The 24,544-nt window shown below is 65.8% G+C and carries 24 protein-coding genes; 16 read left to right on the plus strand and 8 right to left on the minus strand.

Annotated elements, in window-relative coordinates:
* The first annotated feature begins 189 nt into the window (after positions 1-189).
* The 13 genes from MPPM_RS00090 (at position 190) to MPPM_RS00155 (ending at position 12,880) form a co-directional block, all read left to right on the plus strand.
* Positions 190-849 carry a cytochrome c3 family protein gene (locus MPPM_RS00090; protein ID WP_096482750.1) on the plus strand — a complete coding sequence of 220 codons (660 nt, stop codon included), beginning with the start codon at positions 190-192 and terminating at the stop codon, positions 847-849.
* Positions 837-3,647, plus strand: coding sequence for a 4Fe-4S dicluster domain-containing protein (locus tag MPPM_RS00095; RefSeq protein ID WP_096482752.1), 2,811 nt, complete (start codon positions 837-839; stop codon positions 3,645-3,647). Before MPPM_RS00090 ends, MPPM_RS00095 begins: the two co-directional genes overlap by 13 nt.
* Positions 3,644-5,014, plus strand: coding sequence for an NrfD/PsrC family molybdoenzyme membrane anchor subunit (nrfD, locus tag MPPM_RS00100; RefSeq protein ID WP_096482755.1), 1,371 nt, complete (start codon positions 3,644-3,646; stop codon positions 5,012-5,014). Before MPPM_RS00095 ends, nrfD begins: the two co-directional genes overlap by 4 nt.
* A complete protein-coding gene (locus MPPM_RS00105; RefSeq protein WP_096482758.1) occupies positions 5,011-5,529 on the plus strand; it encodes a DUF3341 domain-containing protein in 519 nt (172 codons plus the stop codon). The genes nrfD and MPPM_RS00105 overlap by 4 nt, the downstream gene beginning before the upstream one ends.
* Positions 5,526-6,053, plus strand: a complete 528-nt coding sequence (locus tag MPPM_RS00110; protein ID WP_096482760.1) for a c-type cytochrome — start codon at positions 5,526-5,528, stop codon at positions 6,051-6,053. The genes MPPM_RS00105 and MPPM_RS00110 overlap by 4 nt, the downstream gene beginning before the upstream one ends.
* The gene (locus tag MPPM_RS00115; RefSeq protein ID WP_096482763.1) at positions 6,050-7,006 is read left to right on the plus strand and encodes a hypothetical protein; all 957 of its coding nucleotides are present in this window, start codon (positions 6,050-6,052) and stop codon (positions 7,004-7,006) included. The genes MPPM_RS00110 and MPPM_RS00115 overlap by 4 nt, the downstream gene beginning before the upstream one ends.
* On the plus strand, positions 6,999-7,520 hold the full coding sequence (locus MPPM_RS00120; RefSeq protein WP_096482765.1) for a hypothetical protein: 522 nt from the start codon (positions 6,999-7,001) through the stop codon (positions 7,518-7,520). The genes MPPM_RS00115 and MPPM_RS00120 overlap by 8 nt, the downstream gene beginning before the upstream one ends.
* Positions 7,520-8,608: a cytochrome c oxidase subunit II gene (gene coxB / locus MPPM_RS00125; RefSeq protein WP_096482768.1), complete on the plus strand. Its 1,089-nt coding sequence runs from the start codon at positions 7,520-7,522 to the stop codon at positions 8,606-8,608. The genes MPPM_RS00120 and coxB overlap by 1 nt, the downstream gene beginning before the upstream one ends.
* A 31-nt stretch (positions 8,609-8,639) precedes the next feature.
* Positions 8,640-10,331, plus strand: a complete 1,692-nt coding sequence (ctaD, locus tag MPPM_RS00130) for a cytochrome c oxidase subunit I (RefSeq protein ID WP_096482770.1) — start codon at positions 8,640-8,642, stop codon at positions 10,329-10,331.
* Positions 10,328-11,017, plus strand: a complete 690-nt coding sequence (locus MPPM_RS00135; protein WP_096482772.1) for a cytochrome c oxidase subunit 3 — start codon at positions 10,328-10,330, stop codon at positions 11,015-11,017. The genes ctaD and MPPM_RS00135 overlap by 4 nt, the downstream gene beginning before the upstream one ends.
* On the plus strand, positions 11,014-11,313 hold the full coding sequence (locus MPPM_RS28745; RefSeq protein ID WP_244573428.1) for a cytochrome C oxidase subunit IV family protein: 300 nt from the start codon (positions 11,014-11,016) through the stop codon (positions 11,311-11,313). Before MPPM_RS00135 ends, MPPM_RS28745 begins: the two co-directional genes overlap by 4 nt.
* Positions 11,295-12,049 (plus strand): IS5 family transposase gene (locus MPPM_RS00145; RefSeq protein ID WP_096482775.1). Its coding sequence is split into 2 segments (ribosomal slippage): positions 11,295-11,610 and positions 11,610-12,049, totalling 756 coding nucleotides; the frame shifts between segments, so codons are not numbered across the junction. Before MPPM_RS28745 ends, MPPM_RS00145 begins: the two co-directional genes overlap by 19 nt.
* A 474-nt stretch (positions 12,050-12,523) precedes the next feature.
* A complete protein-coding gene (locus MPPM_RS00155) occupies positions 12,524-12,880 on the plus strand; it encodes a curlin repeat-containing protein (RefSeq protein WP_096482777.1) in 357 nt (118 codons plus the stop codon).
* 275 nt (positions 12,881-13,155) lie between these two features.
* Here MPPM_RS00155 and MPPM_RS00160 read toward each other — a convergent pair whose 3' ends face one another.
* The 6 genes from MPPM_RS00160 to MPPM_RS00185 all read right to left on the minus strand — a co-directional run bounded on the left by MPPM_RS00160 (position 13,156) and on the right by MPPM_RS00185 (position 18,192).
* Positions 13,156-14,031, minus strand: a complete 876-nt coding sequence (locus MPPM_RS00160; protein ID WP_096482779.1) for a lytic transglycosylase domain-containing protein — start codon at positions 14,029-14,031, stop codon at positions 13,156-13,158.
* A 4-nt stretch (positions 14,032-14,035) separates the two neighbouring features.
* Positions 14,036-14,959 carry a CsgG/HfaB family protein gene (locus MPPM_RS00165; protein ID WP_096482782.1) on the minus strand — a complete coding sequence of 308 codons (924 nt, stop codon included), beginning with the start codon at positions 14,957-14,959 and terminating at the stop codon, positions 14,036-14,038.
* Between the two features lie 133 nt (positions 14,960-15,092).
* Positions 15,093-15,536: a curli production assembly/transport component CsgF gene (locus MPPM_RS00170; RefSeq protein WP_096482784.1), complete on the minus strand. Its 444-nt coding sequence runs from the start codon at positions 15,534-15,536 to the stop codon at positions 15,093-15,095.
* 38 nt (positions 15,537-15,574) lie between these two features.
* Entirely contained in the window at positions 15,575-16,207 is a 633-nt protein-coding gene (locus tag MPPM_RS00175; RefSeq protein ID WP_157914051.1) for a curlin repeat-containing protein, read from the minus strand.
* A gap of 297 nt (positions 16,208-16,504) precedes the next feature.
* Positions 16,505-16,837 (minus strand): curli-like amyloid fiber formation chaperone CsgH, encoded by a 333-nt coding sequence (gene csgH / locus MPPM_RS00180; RefSeq protein WP_162296241.1) that lies wholly within the window; start codon positions 16,835-16,837, stop codon positions 16,505-16,507.
* A gap of 221 nt (positions 16,838-17,058) precedes the next feature.
* Positions 17,059-18,192 carry a hypothetical protein gene (locus MPPM_RS00185; RefSeq protein WP_096482790.1) on the minus strand — a complete coding sequence of 378 codons (1,134 nt, stop codon included), beginning with the start codon at positions 18,190-18,192 and terminating at the stop codon, positions 17,059-17,061.
* Positions 18,193-18,889: 697 nt separating this feature from the next.
* Here MPPM_RS00185 and MPPM_RS00190 point away from each other — a divergent pair.
* The 3 genes from MPPM_RS00190 to MPPM_RS00200 all read left to right on the plus strand — a co-directional run bounded on the left by MPPM_RS00190 (position 18,890) and on the right by MPPM_RS00200 (position 20,805).
* Entirely contained in the window at positions 18,890-19,453 is a 564-nt protein-coding gene (locus MPPM_RS00190) for a helix-turn-helix transcriptional regulator (RefSeq protein WP_157914053.1), read from the plus strand.
* Between the two features lie 432 nt (positions 19,454-19,885).
* A complete protein-coding gene (locus MPPM_RS00195; RefSeq protein ID WP_096482795.1) occupies positions 19,886-20,416 on the plus strand; it encodes a hypothetical protein in 531 nt (176 codons plus the stop codon).
* Between the two features lie 47 nt (positions 20,417-20,463).
* Positions 20,464-20,805 carry a hypothetical protein gene (locus MPPM_RS00200; protein WP_157914054.1) on the plus strand — a complete coding sequence of 114 codons (342 nt, stop codon included), beginning with the start codon at positions 20,464-20,466 and terminating at the stop codon, positions 20,803-20,805.
* Positions 20,806-20,897: 92 nt separating this feature from the next.
* Here MPPM_RS00200 and MPPM_RS00205 read toward each other — a convergent pair whose 3' ends face one another.
* Positions 20,898-22,946, minus strand: a complete 2,049-nt coding sequence (locus MPPM_RS00205) for an ATP-binding protein (RefSeq protein ID WP_096482800.1) — start codon at positions 22,944-22,946, stop codon at positions 20,898-20,900.
* Positions 22,943-24,469, minus strand: a complete 1,527-nt coding sequence (locus MPPM_RS00210; protein WP_096482802.1) for an ATPase domain-containing protein — start codon at positions 24,467-24,469, stop codon at positions 22,943-22,945. The genes MPPM_RS00205 and MPPM_RS00210 overlap by 4 nt, the downstream gene beginning before the upstream one ends.
* Positions 24,470-24,544 lie beyond the last annotated feature (75 nt).

The raw sequence follows: 24,544 nt of genomic DNA on the forward strand, positions 1-24,544 counted from the left end.
TATATATAAACATCGCAGTCGATATCTCTTTATATATTTATGTTGAAGATCAAATTTGTTTGATATAAAGAGATTTTTGCAGAAAATCCGATCGGGATCTGGCATTTTTACTTGTGGGTGCCGGCATGTTCGATCAGCCTGGATTCGAGGCAGTGCCGGAGTGAGTGAGCGAAGGGCGTCTCGCGCGGGATGGTGCAGATCTTTCATCCGGGCGCGGACACCGTGGCCCGCCTCGTCCTCGCCTCGATCGGCGCCGCGCCGGTTCTGGCGATGGGGCTCGCCTATACGCTGTGGCGCTCGCCCTATGCGACCGCCCAGGACGTGACCCGTGAGCAGCCGGTGCCGTTCAGCCACGAGCACCATGTCGGCGGTCTCGGGATCGATTGCCGCTACTGCCATACATCGGTGGAGAAGGCGGCATTTGCCGGCATCCCGCCGACCGAGACCTGCATGAGCTGCCACTCGCAGGAATGGACCAACGCGCCGATGCTGGCGCCGGTGCGCCGGAGCCTCGCCGAGGGACGTCCGCTGACCTGGAATCGGGTCCACAACCTTCCCGCCTATGTGTACTTCAATCACTCGGTTCACGTGGCGAAGGGGGTCGGCTGCTCGACCTGCCACGGTCCGGTCCAGACGATGAAACTGATGCGGCAGTCGGCCCCGCTCACCATGGGCTGGTGCCTCGACTGCCATCGCGACCCTGCGCCGAACCTCCGCCCGCATGAGGCGGTATTCGACATGACCTGGAAGCCGCCGGCCGATCAGGCCGTGATCGGCGCCCGTCTCGTCGAGGAACGCCACATCAAATCGCCCGAGCGGCTGAGCGAGTGCTCGATATGCCACCGCTGACCCCTCCCTCGCGCCGCGAGGCGCTGCGACTGCTCGGCGCCGGCGTCACGCTCGCTGCGGGCGGGTGCTCCAAGCCGGTCGAGACGATCGTGCCGTATGTGCGCTTCCCCGAGCAGCTCCTGCCCGGCGTGCCCGTGCGCTACGCGACGGCGCTCTCCCTCAGCGGCTGGGCACGCGGCGTCCACGCCATCGCCGTGGACGGACGACCGATCAAGATCGAGGGCAACCCGCTGCATCCGGCAAGCCTCGGCGCGACCGACGTGTTCGCGGAGGCCGCGATCCTCGACCTCTACGATCCCGATCGCTCGCGCACGGTGACCGAGCGGGTCAACGGCATCGCCTCCTGGGACATGTTCGAGCGGGCATTGAGCGGACCGCTCGCGACGGTGAGGGCGGCTCGCGGTCGCGGCCTGCACCTCGTGACCGGCCGCGTCACCTCGCCGACGCTCGCGCGCCAGATCGACGCCCTGCTGCGCGATCTTCCGGAGGCCGCCTGGCACGTCCACGAGGCGGTCGAGGAGGAGAATGCCGCGCGCGGCGCCGAACTCGCCTTCGGCCGGCGCCTGCGCGCCCTGCCCCGGCTCGACCGGGCCGAGACCATCCTGTGCGTCGGCGCCGACCCGCTCGGGCCCGGACCCGACCAGATCCGGCTCTCGAACGCCCTCATCGGCCGGCGGCGCGACAGGGCGCGGTTCGGCCGGCTCTACGTGGCGGAGGCCGCGCTGACGCTGACCGGCGTGAAGGCCGATGCGCGCCGTGCCGTCCATCCGTTCGATCAGCCGGCGGTCCTGGCGACCGTCGCCAACGTCCTCGGCGCCGGTCTGCCGGGCCCCGAACTGCCCGAGGCGGTCCGGCAGTTTGCCCGGGCCGCTGCCGACGATCTCAAGGCGCGCGAGGGACGCGCCCTTGTGCTCGCCGGGCCCGCGCTGGCACCGGAATGTCACGCGCTCGTGCACTGGATCAACGCGCGTCTGCGGGCGCCCGTCGACGTCATCGTGCCGCCCGACGGGATCGCGGGACGCAAGCCCTCGACCCTCGCCGAACTGGCGCACGCCCTCGATCGCGGCACTGTGACCTGCCTCGCGATCCTCGGCGGCGATCCGGTCGCGACGGCACCGGCCGATCTCGAACTCGCCAAGCGTATCGGGCGCGCCCGCTTCAGCGTCCATGCCGGCCTGCACGGCGACGAGACCGCGGGCGCCACGCACTGGCACCTGCCGCTGACGCACGAACTGGAGAGCTGGTCCGACCTGCGCGCCACCGATGGCACGGCGAGCCTCGTCCAGCCGCTGCTCCGCCCGCTCTACGATGGGCGCTCGCTGCACGAGATCCTGCCGCTGTTCTCCAGCCGCACCGCGACGGCGGGATATGCGCTCGTGCGCGAGACGTGGAAGGCGCATGGGGGCACCGACTTCGAGGGCTGGTGGCGCCGCTGCCTGCACGACGGCATCGTCGAAGGCACGCTGGCGCCGGTCCTCGACCCCGGTGAGCCGCGCCTGATCGCCCTGCCGGACCTCGGCCGAGCCGCGGGCCTGACTGTCGAGCTGCGGCCGGACCCCTGCCTCTGGGATGGGCGTTTCGCCAACAATGCTTGGCTTCAGGAATGCCCGAAGCCGATCTCGAAACAGGTCTGGGGCAACGCGCTCGCGCTGTCCCGCGCGGAGGCCGGACGGCGCGGGCTCAAGGCCGGCGACGTGGTGCGGGCGAGCGCGGGTGGACGCTCGATCGACGTGCCGGTCGCCATCGAATCCGGCGTCGCCGAGGGCGTCGGCGTACTGACGCTCGGCTACGGCCGCGAGCGGGCCGGCGCCATCGGCAACGGTGTCGGCGCCGACGGCTACAAAGTGGCGACGCAGGTGGCGTCACGGCTGCTGACGAACGTCGAACTTACGAAGACCGGCCGGTCTGAGATGATCCTGCGCACGCAGAACTACGTGGAGATCGAGGGCGAAACGAAAAAGCTGTTCCGGCAGATCGACCTCGCGGCGCTGAGCAAGGCCGAGCCGAAGGGGATCGGCGCGGACCAGCCGAGCCTGCTCGCCCCCTGGTCCGGCGACAAGGACGGCCATGCCTGGGCCATGGTGATCGACACCGATGCCTGCATCGGCTGCAACGCCTGTGTCGTCGCCTGCCAGTCCGAGAACAACGTCCCCGTCGTCGGCCCCGAGGAGATCGCCCGCGGCCGGATGATGCATTGGTTGCGCATCGACATCTACGACGCCGGCGGTCCGGAGGCGCCGCGGGCCGGATTTCAACCCGTGCCCTGCATGCATTGCGAGCACGCGCCCTGCGAGCCGGTCTGCCCCGTCGCGGCCTCGGTCCACGACGACGAGGGCCTGAACCTTCAGGTCTACAACCGCTGCGTCGGCACCCGCTTCTGCGAGGCGAACTGCCCCTACAAGGTCCGCCGCTTCAACTTCTTCGGCTACGCCGACGGCCAGCCCTACGCCAATCTCGGCGCGGAATCCGTGAAGGCCCAGCGCAACCCCAATGTCACGGTTCGCGCCCGCGGCGTGATGGAGAAGTGCACCTACTGCATCCAGCGCATCGCCGCCGAACGGCAGGCGGCCGAACGCGACGGGCGAGAGATGGGCGCCGTCGCCACCGCCTGCCAGTCGGCCTGTCCGACGCGGGCGATCCATTTCGGCGATCTCGCCAAGCCCGGTAACGCCATCGCAGAGCTGCGGCAGGATCCGCGGCACTACGCACTGATGGAGGAACTGAACACCCGACCCCGCACGACCTACCTCGCGAACCTCCGCGCTCCCAACCCGGACCTTAAGGAGGATCACGCGTGAGCGGCACGGTGCAACCGCATCGATGGATCGCCCGCGAGCGGCTCGGCTACGGCGAGATCTGCGCCGCAGTCGCCGATCCGATCCAGAGGCGCGGGCCGGGCCGGGCGTGGGCCATTGCCTTCCTCGGCGTGCTGCCGCTGGTGCTCGCCACCGTGATCGCCATCGGTGCGGTGCTCACCATTGGCATTGGCCTGTCGGGGGTGAACACCACGGTGGTCTGGGGCTTCTCGATCGCCAACTACGTCTGGTGGATCGGCATCGGCAATGCCGGGACGCTGATCTCCTCGATGCTGCTGCTGACGCGCCAGCACTGGCGGGCCTCGATCAACCGCTTCGCCGAGGCGATGACGCTGTTCGCGGCCGCCATCGCCGGCATCTTCCCGATCATCCATCTCGGGCGGCCGCTCTATTCCTACTGGCTCGCGCCCTACCCCAACACCATGGATCTCTGGCCGCAATGGCGCTCGGCGCTGGTCTGGGACTTCTGGGCAATCTTGAGCTACCTGCTGTTCTCGCTGATCTTCTGGTTCACCGGCCTGCTGCCCGACCTCGCGACCATGCGCGACCGGGCGCAGTCGCGCATCGGCCGGCGGATCTACGGCGCGCTGGCACTGGGCTGGCGCGGCTCGGCGCGGCACTGGGCGGTCTACGAGACCTTCCATAGGACCATGGCGGCGCTGGCGGTCCCGCTGGTCTGCTCAGTCCATTCCATCGTCGGCCTCGACTTCGCCGCGAGCCTGATGCCCGGCTGGCAGGAATCGATCTTCCCGCCCTATTTCGTGGTCGGCGCGATGTATTCGGGCTTCGCCATGGTGGTGGTGCTGGCGATCGTCATCCGCTGGGGCCTGAACTTGCAGGCGGTGATCACCCCGGCTCATTTCGATGCGATGGCGAAGGTGATGCTGTTCGCCAGCCTCGTCATGACCCTCTCCTACGCCACGGAGTGGTTCATGGGCTGGTACGGCGGTGATCACGCCGACCGTTCGGTGATCGCCTACTTCTTCACCGGCGACTATCGCTGGCTCTACTACAGCCTCCTGTTCTGCAACTGCCTCGTGCCGCAGGCGCTCTGGTTCGCCCGCGTGCGCCTCAACCTCTGGGCGCTGGCGATCATCGCGGTGGTGATCAACCTCGGCATGTGGCTGGAGCGCATTCTGATCGTGTGGAATACGCTCTCGCACGGGCACGCCGTCAGCCTGTGGCGGACCTATCACGTCAGCGTCTACGACTTGGTGATTCTGGTCGCCCCACTCGGCATGTTCGCCTTCGGCTTCCTCGTGCTGGTGCGGATCTTTCCGATCGTCTCGATCCACGAGGTGAGCCAGCTCGCCCATGACGAGGGTGCGACGAGAGGGACGGCGGCATGAGCGCCCCGCTGCTCGCCGAATTCGACACCCCCGAGGCACTCGTGCGGGCAATGCGGCTCGCCGCGGCCGACGGCCACCGCGCGCTCGACGCCTTCACCCCCTTTCCGGTGCCGGCCCTCACCGAGGCCTTCGCACCGCCGCGCAACCCGGTGAGACCGGCGATGGCGCTGGCCGGCTTCGGCGCGGCGGCGGCGATGTACGCCCTGCAATGGTACTCGGCGGTGATCGATTACCCGCTGAACACCGGCGGGCGCCCGCTCCATTCCTGGCCGGTCTTCCTGCTGGTGCCGTTCGAGTTCGGCGTGCTGATCGCGGCGATTGCCGGTCTTGTCGCCCTTTTCTGGACATGCGGGCTGCCGCGCCTGCACCACCCGCTCTTCGCGATCCCGCAGTTCGAGCGAGCAAGCCAGGACCGCTTCCTTCTCCTCATCGCACCGAAGGATGAGGATGCGACGGCGCTTCGCGAGAGCCTTGAGCGGGCCGGCGCCCTGCTCGTCGCGGAGATGCACCCGTGAGGCGCCCCCTGCCCCTCCTGCTGCCACTGCTGGCCGCCCTCGGCGCCTGCGAGGATCAATCGATGCGACAGCAGGCGCGCTACGAGGTCTATGGCAAGGCGCCGCTCTTTGCCGATCAAGCCGAGGCGCGCCGCCCGCCGGAAGGCACAGTCGAGATCGGCGCGCTCGCCCGCGAAGCCGCCTTGCGCGATCCCCCGCCCCTGGACGCCGCCCTGCTGGAGCGCGGGCGCCAGCGCTACGACGCGATCTGCACGCCGTGCCACGGCTATACCGGCCACGGCGACGGCATGGTGGTGCAGCGCGGCTTTCCCGCCCCGCCCTCGTATCACGAGGACCGCTTGCGGGCGGCGCCGGCCGCCTACTTCGTTGATGTCATCACCCGCGGCTACGGCGTGATGTACGCCTACGCCAACCGGGTCGAGCCGCGCGACCGCTGGGCGATCGCCGCCTATATCCGCGCGCTGCAGCTTTCCCAGGGCGCCCGCGTCGCGGAGAATCCCGGCCTCGCGGAGAAGCTGCCGTGAGCGATGCTCTCTCTCGTGGCTGGCTCCTCGCCTGGATCGTTTGGAGCGCGGTGCCGGTCGGCGCACTTGTTCTCGCGATGATCCATGCCGTCACCGGCGGGCGGTGGGGCGAGATCCTGGCAAACGTCCTGCGGCCGGCGACGGCCCTCGTGCCGCTCGTCGCGCTGACCTTCCTCGGCGTCGCCCTCGGGCTGCAGGCTGCCTTTCCCTGGTCCGCCGGAATCGGCGCCAAGGCGGATGTCCTCCGGCTCTATCTCGATCCGACGCTGTTCCTCGTCCGCGCGGCCGTGACGCTGTTCGGCTGGTCGATCCTTGCCGGTCTCTACCTGTCAGGTCGGACAAACACCCTCGTCGCCGGCCTCGGCCTCACCTTCTACGGCCTGACCATCAGCCTCGTTTCCGTCGATTGGATCCTTTCCGTCGAGCCCGGCTTCAACTCCTCGGCCTTTCCCGCCGACGTCGCGCTGCACCAGATCCTCGCCGCGCTCGCCTTCGCGGCACTGGCGAGCCCGCGGAGCCTCGACAGCCGCGGCGCCTCGGACCTTGCCGGCCTGATGCTCGCGACGCTTCTCGGCGTGATCTACCTCGAACTGATGTCCTACATCGTCGCTTGGTACGGCGACCTTCCGCCCAAGGCGGCTTGGTATCTGAAGCGCGGTGCTGGCCCGTGGAGCGGCGTCCTCGTCGCGAGCCTGATCCTCGGCGGGATCCTGCCCTTTCTCGCCCTTCTCTTCTCGGCCGTGCGCAAAAGCCCGGCGTTGCTGCGCGGCGTCGGCCTGCTCGTGCTGATCGGCGTCGCCCTTCACTTCGCCTGGTTCGTTCTGCCGGCCTACGGCGCCGAGGCCGGTTCCGCTGCCGCGGCGGCCGTGGTCGCGCTCGTCGTGTTGGTGCTTCTCTCCGTATTCGCGTCCCGGCACATCGTGCGGCGTATCGGGAGGCTCCGTCATGTCTGATGCGGCGCGCGGTCAGCTCCACACGCGGGTCCACGACGACGTCGTCGGTCACGCTCCGCCCGGCACGGAGGCGCCCGATATCCGGCTCAAGCCGCTGCTGTTGACCGGCCTGTTCATCGTCCTTTTCACCGCCGTCGCCGTCGGGGGCTTGCGCTTCTACTACAATCGTCAGGGGCTCGGGCCGCTCGTCCAGCAGGCGCGGGTCTTTCCGGCGCCCCGGCTTCAGCAGAGTCCGGAGGCCGATCTCGCGGCCATGCTGAAGGACCAGCGGGCCAAGCTCAGTGCCTACGCCTGGATCGACCGCGAAAAGGGAATCGCCCGCGTCCCGATCACAGAGGCGATGCGGCTCTTGGCCGAGCGCGGCGGCCCGGCCTACGCAGCGCCGGCCCAGCCCGAGCAAACGCCCGCCCTCGGCAGCCGTGGCGGTGCGTCGAGCGCCGTCCTCTCGCCCGGCGCCGGGCCGGGCGCCGTCCGCACGCCCGCGAACGCCGAGCCGGGGAAAGGGACGCCCTGATGCTCGACGCTCTCATCCCCGCCTTCCTGCGTCCGGACTCCGCCTCCGTTCAGGCGGCGAAGGTCGATGCGATCTTCATCGGCCTGCTGCTGATCTCCTCGGCCATCGTCCTGCTGGTGGTCGGGCTCGTGGTCACCTTCTCGATCCGGTTCCGCCGGGGCTCGTCGGCCAAGCGCGGCGAGATGCCGAGCCTCGTCTCGCGGGAATTCGAGATCGGCTGGACCGCCGCGACCCTTTTCATCTTCGTTTTCATCTTCTGGTGGGCGGCTTCGGTCGAGATCGGCGCCTTCTCGCCGCCAAAGGACGCCATCGAGATCCACGTCGTCGGCAAGCAGTGGATGTGGAAGACGCAAGGCCCCAGCGGCACGCGCGAGATCAACGAGCTGCACGTCCCCGTCGGTGCCCCGGTGCGGCTGCTCCTGACCTCGCAGGACGTGATCCACTCGTTCTACGTCCCGGCCTTCCGCCTGAAGCGCGACGCCCTGCCCTATCAGCAGACGGAAACGTGGTTTCAGGCGACCAAGACCGGCACCTACCACCTGCTCTGCACCGAATATTGCGGCACAGACCACTCGCGCATGCTCGGCCGGGTCATCGTGATGGAGCCGCAGGACTACGCGCAATGGCTCACCAAGCAGCCGGAGCGGGACGGGCTCGCCGAACTCGGCGAGCGGCTGTTCTCCGAGCGCGGCTGCTCCGGCTGCCACGCGGCCGGCTCGAAGGTGCATGCCCCCTCGCTCGCGGGCATCTGGGGCCAGTCGGTGCCGCTGGACGGCGGGCGCACCGCCACTGTGGACGAGGCCTATATCCGCGACTCGATCCTCCAGCCGCAGCGCGACGTGGTGGCCGGCTACGAGCCGATCATGCCGAGCTATGAGGGCAAGCTCTCCGACGGCGAGATCCAGGCGCTCACCGCCTATATCCGCCACGGCACCGACCGGTTCGACCTGATCGGCTCGCTCAACCTCGCGCCCGCGCAGAACATCTGCGCCCCGGGGCAGACCCCGCAGGAGAGCGCGCCGAACCAATCCCTGCGCAGCCCCGCCATGGTGCCCGGCGCGCCCGCCTTGGGAGACACCCCGCCATGACGCGCAATCCATCCGTCGTCGGGAGCCTCCGATGAGCGGCGCCTCGTCCGATGCCTCGACGCTGGCCAATCCCCGCGAGCTGGATCTCGGCCTGCCGGTCAGCTACCTCGCCGAGGGGCACAGCGTGCGCTCCTGGCTGCTCACCACCGATCACAAGCGCATCGCGATCCTCTACGCGCTCTCGATCACGTTCTTCTTCTTCATCGGCGGCGCGGCCGCCACGCTGGTGCGGCTGGAGCTGTTCACGCCGCAGGGCGATGTCGTCGGCGCGGACACCTACAACAAGCTGTTCTCGCTGCACGGCATCGTCATGGTGTGGTTCTTCCTCATCCCGTCGATCCCGACGACGATGGGGAATTTCCTGCTGCCGCTGATGATCGGCGCGCGCGATCTCGCCTTCCCCAAGCTCAACCTGATCTCGTGGTACCTCAACATGGCCGGCGGGCTGCTGACGCTCGCCGCTGTGCTGGCGGGCGGCATCGACACCGGCTGGACCTTCTACGTTCCCTACTCGACGGTGTTCTCGAATACCTTCGTCACGCTGGCCGTGCTCGGCGTCTTCGTCTCCGGCTTCTCGACCATCGCCACGGGCGTCAACTTCATCGCCACGGTCCACTACCTGCGGGCCCCCGGAATGACGTGGTTCCGCCTGCCGCTGTTCGTGTGGTCGATGTACACGACGAGCCTGATCTTCGTGCTCGCCACGCCGGTTCTCGCCCTGACGCTGATCCTCGTCGTCGCCGAGCGCACCTTCGGCCTGCCGATCTTCGATCCGGCCCGCGGCGGCGATACGATCCTGTTCCAGCACCTGTTCTGGTTCTACTCGCATCCGGCCGTGTACATCATGATCCTGCCGGCCATGGGCGTGATCTCGGAGGTCATCACCTGCTACGCTCGGCGGCGGATCTTCGGCTATTCCTTCATGGTCTACGCCCTGGTGGCGATCGCGGTGATCGGCTTCTTCACCTGGGGCCACCACATGTTCACTTCCGGCATGTCGCCCTTCGCCGCCCTGGTGTTCTCGTTCCTCTCGTTCATCGTGGCGGTGCCCTCCGCCATCAAGGTGTTCAACTGGACCGCAACGCTCTACCGCGGCCAGATCGGCTTCGAATCGCCGATGCTCTACGCCCTTGGCTTCCTCGGCCTGTTCACCATGGGCGGGCTCACCGGCCTTTTCCTGGCCTCCGTCCCGATCGACGTCCACGTGCAGGACACCTACTTCGTCGTCGCCCATTTCCACTACATCATGGTCGGCGCCTCGGTGTCGGCCTACTTCGCCGGCCTGCACTTCTGGTGGCCGAAGGTGACGGGGCGGATGTATCCGGAGAGCTGGGCGCGCTTCGCCGCCCTGCTGATGTTCTTCGGCTTCAACCTCACCTTCTTCCCGCAATTCATCGCCGGCTATCTCGGCATGCCGCGGCGCTACTATTCCTATCCGCCGGAATTCCAGGTCTGGAACGTGCTCTCCTCCTCGGGCGCGGCGGTGCTCGCCGTCGCCTACCTGATGCCCCTCGGCTACCTCACTTGGTCGCTGTTCTACGGCAGCCGCGCCCTCAACGACCCCTGGAACGCTTCCGGCCTCGAATGGCGCACCACCTCGCCGCCGCCGCGGCAGAACTTCTTCGGCAATCCGCAGGTCCTCGCGCCGCCCTACGACTACCATCCGGAGGCGACACCGCCGGGTGACGAGCCGCGTATCGCCGAGGAAGGGGCGCTGACGTGAGCGCGGGCGGCGACCTCCTCGAGAAGACCGCCGAACGGCACCTGCGCGAACCCTGGGACGAACTCCGCCTCGCGAAAGGCCCCGCCTTCGCTTACCAGCGCGCCGGGGCGACCTTCGGCATCTGGATCTTCATCGCCAGCGAGGTGCTGTTCTTCGGCGCGCTGTTCCTGCTCTACACAGCGATGCGGCTGGAACACGCCGCCGATTTCGCCGCCGCGGCGCGCGAGACCAACATCGTCTATGGCACGCTCAACACCGCCCTCCTGCTCACCAGCGGGCTCTGCGCCGCGATCGCCTCGCAGGCCTCGGAACGGGAAGGTCTGCGCCGCCTGACCCTGTGGTGCCTCGCCCTCACCGCCGGGCTCGGCCTCGCCTTCATGGTGGTGAAAGGGCTGGAATACCGCGAGGACATCGAGAAGCACCTCGTGCCCGGCGCCGGCTTCGCCTTGAAAGAGCCGGCCACGCAGCTCTTCTTCGGCTTCTACTGGCTCGCGACCTCGATCCACGCCATCCACCTCTCGATCGGCATCGGCCTCGTCGTCCGCCTGATCTGGAAGGAGTGGCGCGAGCCGGGCTTTCTGTTCGAGAGCCCGCAGGTCGAGGTGGCGATGCTCTATTGGGGTTTCGTCGACATGATCTGGATCGTGCTCTACCCCATGCTCTATCTCGACGGGCGCGGCGGATGAGTGAGCATGAACGGCCGTCGACTGGCGGAATCTGGCTGCGCGGCCTCGTCGTCTGGGCGCTGCTGCTCGCACTTCTGGGCCTGAGCGTTGTCACCGCCTACGCTGCTCCCGCCTCCTGGGCTGGGGCCCTCAATTTCGGGATTGCCGCGACCCAAGCCGGCCTCGTGGCGTTGCTGTTCATGCGGCTCGACCGGGCCGATACCCTAGGTCGTGAACTCATAACGGCGGCACGGTTGAGCGGCTGTGTCGTTGGTCCTTCAGGACTGGAGGATCACGAATGGCGCGGTTTGACCTGACGGATGCGGAGTGGGCGGCGATCGAGCCGGTTCTTCCGACGGACGTTCGCGGCAAGGAGCGGGCGGACGACCGGCGGGTGCTGAACGGGATCTTCTGGCGGCTGCGCACGGGCGCGCCCTGGGCCGACATCCCGGCGCGCTACGGCCCGCACACGACGTGCGGCAACCGTTTCCGGCGTTGGCGCAAGCGCGGGGTCTGGGATCGACTTCTGAAAGCCGTGTCAGAGACTTACGAGGGCGACCTGCAGATGATCGACGCCACCAGCGTGCGGGTGCATCAGCACGCGGGCTGCGCTAAAAAAAAGACGACCGATCCCGTGGCATGGGTCGCTCGCGCGGCGGCCTGACGAGCAAGATCCACGCGCTGGTGGATGCCGAGGGCCGGCCCATCGCGCTCAAGATCACCGAAGGCCAAGCGCATGACGGTCGGGCGGCCGACGACATGCTCGGCGATCTCGGCCCAGGGCAGACCCTTCTGGGTGATCGCGCCTACGACAGTGATGCGCGGCGCGAGCGCTTGGCCGAGCAGGGAGCGTGGGCCAACGTGAAGCCGATGCCCAACCGCAAGACCGTGCCCGCCTTCAGCGCCTTCCTGTACAAGTACCGCAATCTGGTCGAGCGGTTCTTCAGCAAGATCAAGCACTTCCGCGCGGTCGCGACCCGATACGACAAGGATCCGGAAAACTTCCTCGCCAGCGTCAAGCTCGCAGCTGTCCGCGTCTGGCTCCGAGCTTAATGAGTCTGCGACCTAGTGCGGCTGGCGGCGGCCTGCGGATTGTTCTGGCTCGCCATCCTGTTCGCCCTGACGCTGACCGATACGCTGAGCCGCCTCTCCAACACCTGACGCCGCACGATCCGCGCCTCAGGTGATCCGCAGCGAGGACGGACGGGTACCGCGGCTGGGGCACGGAACTCGACGATGATGCATTTAGGGGCGGCGGGCGGCTCGGGTGCCCGGGCGGCTGGTACAGCCGATCCTAAAGGGGGCATCGAGTCCGTCTCTCGTGTCCAGCCAATCGAGGATCGGGCGTGTCATCGGATCCCGAGTCTCCTGAGCCATCCTCAGATGAGGCCCCGCCTTCGGAAAACTCTGTTGATGTCGCGACCATTGCCGGCAGGCCGGGGTCCAGCGATTGCTGGCGACCACTTAACTCTACAAGCTTTGTTAACGGAGACGACGGATCTTCGGGCGACGAGAGGATGTCCCCCGATGCGAAAAATCGTTCCGCTCTGTGTCGCGTTCGCTGCCGTGGTGCAGATGCCGGTGTCCGCCTCGGCACAAGACCTCTCTGCCCTGCTGACACGGTCGGACGCGACGATGCAGGACATCGAGAACGGTGCCCTCCGAAACACGATGAACCGCGTGTCGACGGCGACGGACAACCTTCCGAGCCCCGGTCAGGGCAATGCCTTCTACGGCCTGCAGGATGGTCAGTCCAATCGCATCGATGCGACGCAGGCCGGCATCGGCAACGTCATCCGCATCATGCAGAGCGGTGTGTCCAACACCGCCGTCATCGCGCAATCCGGCTCATTCAACCAGATCACGCTGAAGCAGGGTCGTTGACGAGCACCAGCGGGTCGTCGTTGGGTCTGTACCGACGGCGACCACGCTCTCCAACGTGACGATGCGCGCGAAGTCGTGATGCGGGCCCGTTCCGGCCGCTTCCCTCGTTACCGCCGGCCGCCCCCGCTCGGAGGCGGCGCGATGGAACCGGGTATCCGAATCTCGTGCGAGTCCCGCAGCCACTCGGTGGCTGTCGAGGATTGTGGATTGGCTGTCGGCGCCGGGGCGTGACGGACGACCGACGGGATGGTTCAAGCGGATACGATACGAACGGTTCAATACCGACTGAAGTTGAGACATTGCGCGGCCGGGTTGAGCAGCGCGGCGCAGGGGCTGCTCGCTGCGCCCGCTGACCGCACGATGCCTCCGGCTGCGGCGCGCAGCTGAGCCGTCGTGAGAGGCGCCGTGACGCCCTCCGCCGGCTTCGCTGTTCCTTTCGCCACCGCCGACGTCTCGCGGCGGTCCGGTGTGCGGACGCCAGGGAACTCCGGTGTGATGCTGAACAACGGAAGGGGGGCCGCGAAGGATGCGATCTGGAGCGGCCAACCGGAGCCGACCGGACGATAGACCGCTGTCGAGCTCAAGGTGTCCGCGCCTGTGATGTTGGCGACGTAATCGACCGTCTCCTTCGGCAGGCTCAGGCGACCGAGCAGCCACGCATCGACCCGGCCGGGTCCCGCATTGTAGGCGGCTGCCGCCAACGCCCAGCTTCCGTAGCGCTGACGCAGATCGCGCAGGAGTTCGGCCGCCTTTGGAATGGCCTGAATCGGATCGAATGGATCGGCCAGACCGCGCTCGGCCGCCGTCGTCGGCATGAACTGGGCGATGCCGAGCGCCCCCTTCGGGCTCACGGCCATCGGGTTCAGGCCGCTCTCTCGCTTCAGCAATTTCAGGAGAAAATCGGAGGGAACACCGCTGCTCGCCGCCGCCTGGGCGATCAGCGTCGAGATCGCCGAGGCCGGAAATTCGGGCACGATCTTCTCGACGATTGCGATCATTGCCGCGCCTTGCGGTTCGATCGGCGCCTCAGCCTGTGCCATCGCGGTCAGATCCACGACCGCAACGCGGGAGCGGACATCGGCCTGCGAGGGCGACGGGAACAGAACCGCAGCCACCAGGGCCGAGACCATCCAAGCCAGTCGAGCGCGCATCGTCTCAGTTCTTCGCGACGACGACGGCTTCCTGAACGATCTCGGCGTTCGCGCTGGCGGGCGGCAACGGCTTGTCCCGCTCGATATATTCCTGGAGAAGTCGCTGGCCGATTGCAGGATTGCGGAACCTCCAGAGGCCCTTGCGCGCGCCCTCCATCAAGGTCGAGTAGACGGCCAGTTCGATCGATTCCCGCACGGCGAACTGCGTCGGCTCGTTGCGTGTCACGCCCGCATCGAGTTCGAACAGCTTGTTGACCGCGACGTAGCGGAACGTGTTCGTGTTGAGGCCGATCGAGTAGATCGTCTTCGTCGTCGTGACGCTGGTCAGCACCTCGCCCGACTGCACGGACACGATGCGCATCCCGACCGTTACGATGTCGCGGCGATAGCGGATGTCGCCGCCGATGCCGAGATAGCGGGCGCCGATGCCGCCCGTGACGAAATTCGCGTCGTAGGCAAGGATTCCGCCCTCGACCAGCAAACCGGCGAAGCGGATCGGTGGCAGGGGCTTGGCCTGGTCCTGATCGAATTCCTGGCGGGTAGCCCGGATAAGCTGCCGTTCCTGCAGGATGTTGGCGAGGCTGCCGCGCTCGACGACCCGGAACCAACTGCCCCCGCCGGTGCGGCGCAGGGCGTCCACGAGGAAGGCGGCGCCGCCCTGCGTCACGGCTCGCGAGAACTCGGCGAAGTTGTCGCTCGGTTTGTTCTGGCCGGTCAGATCGGGGAAGCTGTAGACGGCAAGGTCCACGGCTTTGACGGGGGGCGGAAGCAATTCGAGGTTCAAGCCCGTCGGCGAGGTCTCGGTGACAGTCGGCGCCTCGTTGAGCGGTTCGCGCTCGCCGACGGCAACGCAACCGCCCAAACCGAGCGTCACGGCGAGAAGACCACCGACGGCGAGGCGTCGGATCGAGAAATGTTCAGCCCACATAAGGATCAAAAATCCCGATCATGACCGGGTTGCTTGGTGCAACCTTCGGATTATCGTGGTTCAAACACCGCATCGAACGCGTCCGATTTGATCTCGGGACTTTCGTGAGACGGCGATATCGAGCTTGGACACGTTATGGGCCAGCAGGCACCAGGACGGTACTGTTCGTCTGCCCATCGAAGATGTTGATTCGGACGTTCGCCCCTTCGCGGTTGAAGTCGATTTTTGTCCCCTGGAATTCGAACGTTCCGCTTTGTTGAGCGTTCTCGCCGAAGATTGCCCGCGTGATCTGGTTCGCCAGAGAGCTGTAGAGTTGTGATTGCAGCTGCTGCGCGAAGATCTGTCCCGGCGTCAGCGATTGGCCGTTGCGTCCGGTCTGGCTGGTGAAGATCTGATTCAGGCGTTGCTCTCGGGCCTGCGGCATGTTCTGGGCATTGGCCTCGCTCTGCAGCCAGTTTCCGTTGAGAGGGCTTCCTCCGAAAGCGGGGTTGACCGGCTGATAGATGAGATTGCCGGCCGGGACCGGTCCGGCCGAGAGCATCAGCAGAGCACTTGCGGCCAAGATGCGCGTTTTCATGGTCGGGCTCACCTACTCAAGCGCCGGACGCCCGCACCTCAGCGGGCGCGGACCTGCTGGATGTTGATGCTCTTGGGGACGCCGGTTTGACTGACGTCGAGCGAGAGGCCGTTGCCAACTTGGTTGACGACGACGTTGGCGGCGCCTGGGACGGACCCGGAGACGCTGTTGCCGTTGCCGTCCTGCCGGACTTGGAGGTTCGCGCCTGCAGGCGCGTTGACGCTCAGGTCGGCCTGGTTGCCGATGCCGTTCTGTTGCAGATCGAAGCGGATGGCGGAGCCGGTTATCGCGCCCAGTCCGAGGTTGTTCGTCCCCTGCTGGACAATCGCCGCGGTGTTGCCGTCGCCGAAGATCTGTACGGCTGCAGCGTTACCCTTCCCGATCTGATTGATATCGGTTCGGTTGCCATTACCGATCTGCTGATTGAAGGCGATCTGACCGCCCGGTCCGGCAACGTTTCCGTTGAGGCCGAGGATTCGGATCGGGAGCGACACCGCTCCGATCATCGCGTACTCGACGGCGACTTCGGTGGAGATCGGCTGCCCGGTGACCGGGGCGGCCAGACCCGCTTGCTGCGCGGACAGGTTTCCGGAAAGAGACAGGCAAAGGCCGAAAGCTGCAAGGATCCTTGCTGTATGTCTGGGCGACCAAATTCGAATGGTACTGATCATATCGTTCTTCCGTCCATTCAAATCTGTTGATTTGCCGATCCCATCTTCTTTATAATGGAAACATGTGCTGACTGCGAATCCTACATCAGCACATATTAAAAATACCCTACGGAAAAGACTAATCTCCTGTTGCGGATTTTGTATTGAGATGCGCTTGGATTGAAGTCAACGCGCAAACGCTTCGGTCGTAGGCCTCAGAGCTGTTCCGCCGAGGTAGCGTGACCTGTGTGCCACAGCGCGGTGGAGCAAATGGACCCCGGCACCCGCTGCTCGGTCGGGGACGAGATCGAACCGGCTTCAGAGTGGAGTAGACACGTCCGGCCCCTCTCGCTCGCACGTGTACTCGATGGCGCCGATACGGACAGAGAGTTGCGCCCGATAGCGTCCGTCCGGCTCGAGCGAGATGCGCAGTCCATCGAGTCGTACGGTGGAATTCGAAGCGATGGAGAAATTCGATTGCTGACTAATCTGCGTGCTGCCGGATGACCCCTGCTTCCGAACCAGCAGGCGGTAGGTCCCTGACTTCACGGAGGTCGATCGAATCTCCGCTTCGATCTGAAGGAGCGAACCCTCGCGGTGCTCCGAGAGGAGGCAGACGATGGGCGGAGGCGGAAGGTCGCCGGTCATCATGATCTCCCGCATTGCTGCAAAAGCCCGAACGGTCGCCTCTCGGCACTTGTCCGCCTGTCCAGGGGACGGGATACGGCAAGCCCGCTATGGCTCGCCAATCGTAGGCGATGTCGGAGTGAGAAGAGCCATCGGCCTGACGAGGCAGGTCGATGGCCGTGGCCGTAGCGTTGGCGTAGCCACCGGCTTTCAGGGCGGCTACGCCCCTCGATCGATTTTCGAGGTTAGCGGCGCTGCGCGATGTTCGCGACGTTGCCGGTGCCCGTCTGGGTGCTCAGGATCGTGCTGTTCGCGCTGCCGATCTGCGAAGCATTCAGAATGTTCGAAGTGCCGGCCTGGAAGCCGGTGATCGTGCTCCCGGCGGAGTCAGTCTGCTCGAGCTTCGCCGAGTTCAGCAGGCCTGCCTGAGTCAGGTAGATGCCGGATTCATTCGAAGTGTTCTGCTTGATGTCGGCCTTGTTGGCAGCTCCGAATTGCGTGACCACGATTTGCGCGCCATCCGAGGCGACCTGCGACGCCTTCACTTCGTTGCCGAAGCCGAACTGGGTCGCGAAGATGTTGCTTCCCTTCGAACCAGCCTGGTAAACATAGGCATCGTTATAGAAGCCGCCCTGCACGACGGTCGCCGTCGAATTGCGGGTATCGCTCTGAAGGATCTCGGCAGTCTGACTGACACCAGCCTGGTAGATCGTGGCGTAGGTGTTATTCGTGGCCACTTGAGTGGCGATCGCCGAGTTCCCGTAGCCAGCCTGACCGATATACACCGTGGAGGCAGCGGCATCCGATTGGCCGGCAGTCGCCATGTTGTCTGCAAACGACTGCTCGATCAGGATCTTCGAGTCGTTCCGGGTGCCGTCCTCCTGGCGGGCGGAAGCCGCCTGCTTCGAGCCGACCTGCTTGATTTCGATCTGCGAGTTATAGGTATCGGTCTGTGTCGACCTGGCCGAATGCCCCTTCGCGCCGCTTTCGGTCGAGTCCTGCGACACCGTCACGGTGGCATTCCGGCCACCTTCCTGGGTGACGTCGGACGAGTTGTGGTTGCCGGTCTGGGTCAGATCGATCGAGTTGCTCCGACCGCCCTTCTGCTGCGTCACGAACGAATTCTTCGAGCCGTCCTGCAAGACCGTGACCGAGTTGGCTTTGCCGGACTGCGTGCTCTTGGCGCCCTTCTTCGTATCGCCGTTGTTCTCGCCCTTCTGCGTGATGTTGGCAGTGCCATCATCGCCGGTCTGGGTCAGATCGAGGATGTTGTAATTGCCGTCCTGAGTGGTCTCGGCCGAGTTGTGGCTGGCAGCGAAGACCGGAGAGGCGGCGAGAAGAGCGAGCGTGCTGACGGTCGCAATCGTGAAGTGCTTCATGACTCATCCCCTGTAAGTTGATTTCTGTCATCCAGCGGCCGCTTCACCGGATTTCACCGATTGTTAACCGGTCCGGCGGGTGGAGCGGCTGCCTCGTGCAGTCGTTAACGAGAGGTTAAATACGAGAGGCCGGCAAAAGCCGCATCATTCATTCGAATGATAAGATGCCCGGTCGGATCGAAACGGACTGTTTACGTTAATGGATTGGCAAAATTTGCGAAGATCGGGCAGTTGATTGTCTAAGTTGAGCGCGGATGGGCGCGATGATACAAATGGATATTGAAAAGATACGTTGCGATCGGAGCCTACAATTCTGATAGCAGATCGGACTTTCGTCCGACGATTGCCCGAACTTGTGTGTTTCGCGATATTTCGGGTTATCGCGTGTGCTGATCGACTTTGTTCGGATTGCACTGCGCTCGGGGATGCCCAGGGCGCAGAAGGTCTTTGCAACAAGGGAGGTACGCAGGATTCCTATATCAGTCTTTAGGATGCCAATGCCGAAACGTGCGTAGTTTCCCGCTGTGTGCAATTTCACGCGATCCGTAATGACCGGCAGTGGCTTGATTGCATCACTGGGCTTGTATCGTTAATCGTACGGCGGGGGCCGCTTGTAGACACTCCGTTAGGTCGGATAGTCAGAAATTTACGCGGCATCGAGAAATGTAATTTGATTGTAAATTCGTGAACGCTTCGGATGCCGGAAAAAATCGTTCTTCTCAATGTTCTCGATAAGGTTGGATCGGCGGCGGTACTGATAAACTGCCGCGTGAAAACGATCGATTGCAACAGCCTTGCGAAGCGCATCATCCTGGCGGATAGACCTGATTCCTTGCCACTGGAGGCCGAGCCGTTCACAACTCGAACGATCAGTAACGCCTTGGTGGAGCCGTTCGGTACGGTGGAGCTGGAGCGACCGCGCACAGACCAGCGGCTGGTTTTTCAAGCCATGGACATCACCGCGATGGGAGAGGCCCATCGGCTGCTGATCCTGATCGATCTCGCCGTCCGCACTCAGGTGTGCGCTCCGGTCCTGGAGAAGATCTTCGGCCTCACCACGGCCGAGGGACGTCTCGCCGCGGAACTCAGCAGAGGCGTTCCGCTGGCCACGATCGCCCAGAGTCGCAAAGTCAGTATCGCGACGCTCCGCACGCAGCTCGCTTCGATCTTCGGCAAGACGGGCACGTCACGGCAGCCGGAGCTGGTTGCCCTACTTGCTCGAGTCTGCCAATTGTCGCCGGCTCAAAACCTGATGTGGTAACATTGGTGATCTTGATTTTTCATCAGAATGTGCCGAAATTCTCCTCTCAGTTCAAGAGTTTTGGGGCGATCCGGCCGTAGATATCTGGAGAGGCGCCCCGACAGTCGATGTATCTGCATTGGATTTTGCCGGAGGCGGCGCATTTTTATCCGGGCATGAATCCTCAATTTACATTTCGGCAACAGCCCCGCGCAATGATCAGTCCGACGCTGAGAAAGCGGCCCGACTCGACCGTTCGTTAGTGGTGGAGCGTGGAAATGGCGTCTATGGGTCGATAGGCCTTCCGAAGCGGGTTGCGTCCGGGCACTGGCGTGCTCGCGCGGGTAATGGAGAGTTCCACGGATGACACGGATCGTGGCTGGACCGAGGGCGGGTTGGGCCGTGTCCCTGTCTGGATGGGGCCGTGCCCTGGCCTGCATCGGATGGGTCGGCTTGAGTCTGTGCGCGGCCTCCGCCCAAGACGCGAAGCCGGACGTGAAGCCGGGTTCGACCGAAGGCGCTAAGGCCGGGTGCGATGCAGCCTGCGCGCGGCAGGCCATCCCCGCGGCCGTGCAGGCCTGCGTGCCGGGAATTGAGCGCCAGGCACCGACGGATTTCGAGTGGATGAACCGGCCGACCGGGACGATCTTCCAGGAAGCCGAACCGCCGGCTGGAGCGGATACGGTCGTCAAGTTCCGCGGCGACTCGGTGCGGTTCCTCAATCCGCAGGGCCAGTGGGTGCGCATCACCTACGAATGCGATTACGACACGGCCGGCCGGTCCGTTCGTGGTGTCAAAGTGCGCCTCGGACGGATCGACGGAAAAGGCGCGAATACGGGTGCGGCCGCCCTCCCCGCCGGCTCGGCCGGTGCCGGGCGCGGGCAGACTGGCACGGCTCCGCCGCAGGCTCAGGTGAAGCGGCCACGGCCGAGTGAACCGAGCGAAGTCGAGATTCGTCAGGTTGCGCCTTCGGCGAGTCGCTGACGGCGGCCTGAGCGGTCAGATGGGTATCGGAGATCGGGAGGCTGCCGATGGGACGGATGTTGACCACATTTGCCATCCTGCTCTCGGTTTCGCCCGAGATCACCGTGGCCCAGGCCATCACCAACGTGAACGAGTGTACGTTCATCACGGACCCGATCGCGCTCCGCCGCTGTATCGACGGGTTCCAGCTTCGTGGGCCCGCGGCGCAATACCCGCAATCCGCTCCCATCCCACCGATCGAAAGTCCGGCTCAGGCCGAGCGGGACCAACTCAACAGCAAGACCCCGCCGGCCGCGAGCTACAAGGACTCGCCCGAATGGTTGGGCAGCCCCGGCAAGGCACCGGACCGGCCCCCGCCGAAGCGCAGAGTGATCGATCTCAACGACTGATCAGCGGGCGGGCGGCTCCGCCCGGTTTCCGCTGCGGTCTCGGCGAGAGCCCGTCCGCACGACGCGCCAATGGATGGGCGGCTCTGCCCGTATCAGGCTCTCTCGCCGCCGAGCACCAATCTGAGCGACCGCGCAAGTTCGTCGCGGCGGTAAGGCTTGTTGAGCACCGGAAGCTCGCCCTGCCCGATGACCTGACCCTCGTCGAGATTCGCGACATAGCCCGAGGTCAGCAGGATCTTGATGTCGGGCCGCAAGCGGCGTGCCTCGACCGCGAGTTGCGAGCCGTTCATCCCGCCGGGCATGACGACGTCCGAGAACAGGATGTCGATGCGCTCCACGCCGCGAAGGTAATCGAGAGCCTCGCTGGCGTTGCGAGTCACGATGACCCGGTAGCTCAACTCTTCCAGGCTCTCGACCGCCATTCCGAGGACCTGCTCGTCGTCCTCGACCAGCAGCACCGTCTCGCCCTCTCCGGCGCGGCGCAGCGGGATCGAGCCGACCGGACCGGTCCCGATCTCCTCGCCGGCCGGATCGGTCGAGCGCGGGAAGTACAGGCTGACCGTGGTGCCCTTCCCCAACTCGGACTCGATCTGCGCGAAGCCCTTGGCGCTGCGGGTGAAGCCGTAGACCTGGCTGAGCCCGAGGCCGGTCCCCTTGCCGACCTCCTTGGTGGTGAAGAACGGCTCGAAGACGCGCTGGAGCTTGTCGGCCGGGATGCCGCTGCCGGTATCCGTGACAGAGACCATGACATAGGGACCCGGCGGCACCCCCTTGTCGGCGACCGCGGCGGTGCCGAGCCGGACGTTCCGGCTGGTGACCGCGATGCGCGCCAGCGCGCTGCTGCCCTCGAGGGCGTCGCGCGCATTGACGATGAGATTCAGCACCGCCGCCTCGAACTGGGCCGGATCGATGCGGATCGGGTCCAACGCCGGGTCGAGATCGAAGACCAGCTCGACGGATCCGGTGGCCGCGCGCTCGGCGAGTGGCCTGAAGTCGAGCAGCAGCCGGTTCGGGTTGAGTGTCTGCGGCCGCAGCATCTGGCGACGTGAGAAGGCGAGCAACTGCTGGGTCAATTGCTCGCCGCGCCGCGCTGCGCCCATGGCCGCTTCGGCCAATCGCTTCACGCGGTCGGCCTGTTCGGGGCGGCGCAGCATCATGTCGAGGCCGCCGACGATCACGGTGAGGAGGTTGTTGAAGTCGTGCGCGACGCCCCCGGTGAGCTGGCCGATCGCCTCCATCTTCTGCGCCTGCCGCAGTGCCTCCTCCGTGATGTGCTGCTCCGTGCGATCCATCAGGATGCCCGCCACGCGCAGCGGCCGGCCGGCCTCGTCGCGCTTGACCTGCCCGCGCATGGCAATCCAGCGCACCGCTCCATCCGTGCGCCGGATGCGGCACTCCAAATCGAGCCGGCCGGTCTCGGCGATGCCCGCGAAGGCCTCCTCGGCGATGCCGCGATCCTCGTCGAGCACGTGGCCCAGAAACGTCTCGCGGTCCCAGGCCCTCTCCCCGCCCTCGTAGCCGAACACCGCATCGAAGCGCGGCGAGCGGCGATGGACACCGGTCACGGCGTTGATGTCCCACGAGCTCATCCCGGCCGCATCGAGCGCGAAGGCCAGGGTCTCGTGGGCCGCCTCGACCTCGCGCGTCCTCGCGGCCACGCGCTGCTCCAATTCCTCGTTCGCGAGACGGAGCTGGTCCTGTGCCCGCTCCCGTTCGAGGAGATGTTCCCGTGCCTGGTACTGGCGACGCCGCGCGCGAAGGGACGACAGGACGGCGCTGGTCAGTGTCTCGGCGTTGATCGGGCGCTCGAGCAAGACCACGTTGCCGAGCCGCTTCAGCAGTTCGGCCGCATGCCGGGTGCGCGGGCCGGCCTGACGCGTGGCCAGCACGACGAAGGGAAAGTCCGACCACGGAGCCTGCGCATCGAGCCAGCCCGACAGTTCCGCGATGTCATCGTCGGCCAAGGCCTCCTCTGTGACGATCGCGGTCCCCGCGCCGGCGCGCAGGCACGCCACCCACTCCGCCACGTCCGCGCATGCGGCTTTGTCGATGCCCGAGCGAGCCAGCACCTGCTCGATCACCGCGGCATCGCGCCCGCGCGGAGCCAGGATGAGGACTCGCTCCTCGGACGATCCGCTCACGTGTCGGTTCCCGGTGCTTCGCGATCCCTCAACATCGACACCCGTCCGCGGTAGGACGGCATGCCGGTGAGCAGGCCCTCGAAGTCGTCCAGTGCCTCGCCGACACGGAGCCCGTCGTTGGAGAGCCGCAATTCGCGGATCGTGCGCTCGTGCGCATTCACACGGCTCTTGACGACGGAGAGCGCGGTTCGGATCTCCGCTCGCGATTCGAAGAAGCGGAACAGCAGGATGCAGTCGCTGAGATAACTCAGGTCGATGTCGGTCCGCATCTCGCCGACGACGCCGTGCTGCCCGAGCACGAGCAGCGTCGTCACACCCTTCTGGTTGAGGTAGCTCAGCAGTTCGTGCATCTGCAGAACGAGATACTCCTCGCCCGGCATCGCGTGCAGGTAGGCGTTCAGGCTGTCGACGGCGACGAAGGTCGAGCCGCGCTCCTCGACGGCCTGCCTGACGATCGCGGCGAACTCCCCCGGCGAGAGCTCGGCCGGGTCGATCTGCTTGAAGGTGAGCCGTCCCGCCTCGATATGCGGCCGTATATCCATGCCGAGTGACGCGGCGCGGGTGATCAGGGTGTTGAGCCCTTCGTCGAACAGGTAGTACGTCGCCGTCTCGCCGCGTTCGAGCGCGGCGAGCATGCAACGAACTGCGGTTGTGGTCTTGCCCACGCCGGACGGTCCGAGCAGCAGGGTATTGGTGCCGCGAACGAGGCCGCCGCCGAGCAGCAGGTCCAGCTCGTTCGAACCCGTCGATTGTGCCTTCGTATCGAAGGTCGCGTGGTGGTCGGCGGCGATGAGGCGTGGGAAGATCTCGATGCCGCCTGTCTCCATGACGAAGTCGTGATAGCCGCCCCGGAACTTGATGCCGCGCATCTTGACGATACGGAGGCGCCGACGCTCGGAACCGAACTCCCTCGGCGCTTGATCGAGGGAGATCACGCCGTGGGCGATGCTGTGGAGCTGCGGGTCGCCGCTCTCGGACGTGCGGTCATCGAGCATCAGCACGGTGCAGGACCGCTTGGAGAAGAACTGTTTGAGAGCCAGGATCTGGCGGCGGTAGCGAAGGGAATTCTGAGCCAGCAGGCGCAGCTCCGATAGGCTGTCGAATACCACGCGCTCGGGCCTCACGCTCTCGACGCGGGCGATGACCTCTCGGACCGTCTCGCCGAGCTCGATCTCGGACGGGTGCAGAATGGATTGCTCGCTGTCGGGATCGAGGCCGATCTCGTTGACCAGTTCGTAGATGTCGATCCCGTCCAGGGACCAGCCGTGGCTCGCCGCCGCGGCGAGGAGTTCATCCGCCGTCTCCGACAGCGTGACGTAGAGACTCCGCTCACCTCGCGCCGTGCCTTCGAGGAGGAATTGCAGCGCGAGCGTCGTCTTTCCGGTCCCGGGAGTGCCTTCCAGCAGGTAGAGCCGATCCGGCGTCAGCCCGCCGCCGAGAACCTCGTCGAGGCCAGACACGCCGGTCGAGATCCTGATGTCGGCATCGGACCGAGCACCTGTCGTCCCTCTTGCCTCGTTCATTGGTTCCGACGGAGCTCCCCTGCCGTGTGATGGCTCCCGACCGAATGTAGGCGGTGTAGGGTCAGGCGCCAGCGC

Origin of the sequence: Methylorubrum populi (assembly GCF_002355515.1) — a bacterium.
GTDB lineage: Bacteria > Pseudomonadota > Alphaproteobacteria > Rhizobiales > Beijerinckiaceae > Methylobacterium > Methylobacterium populi_A.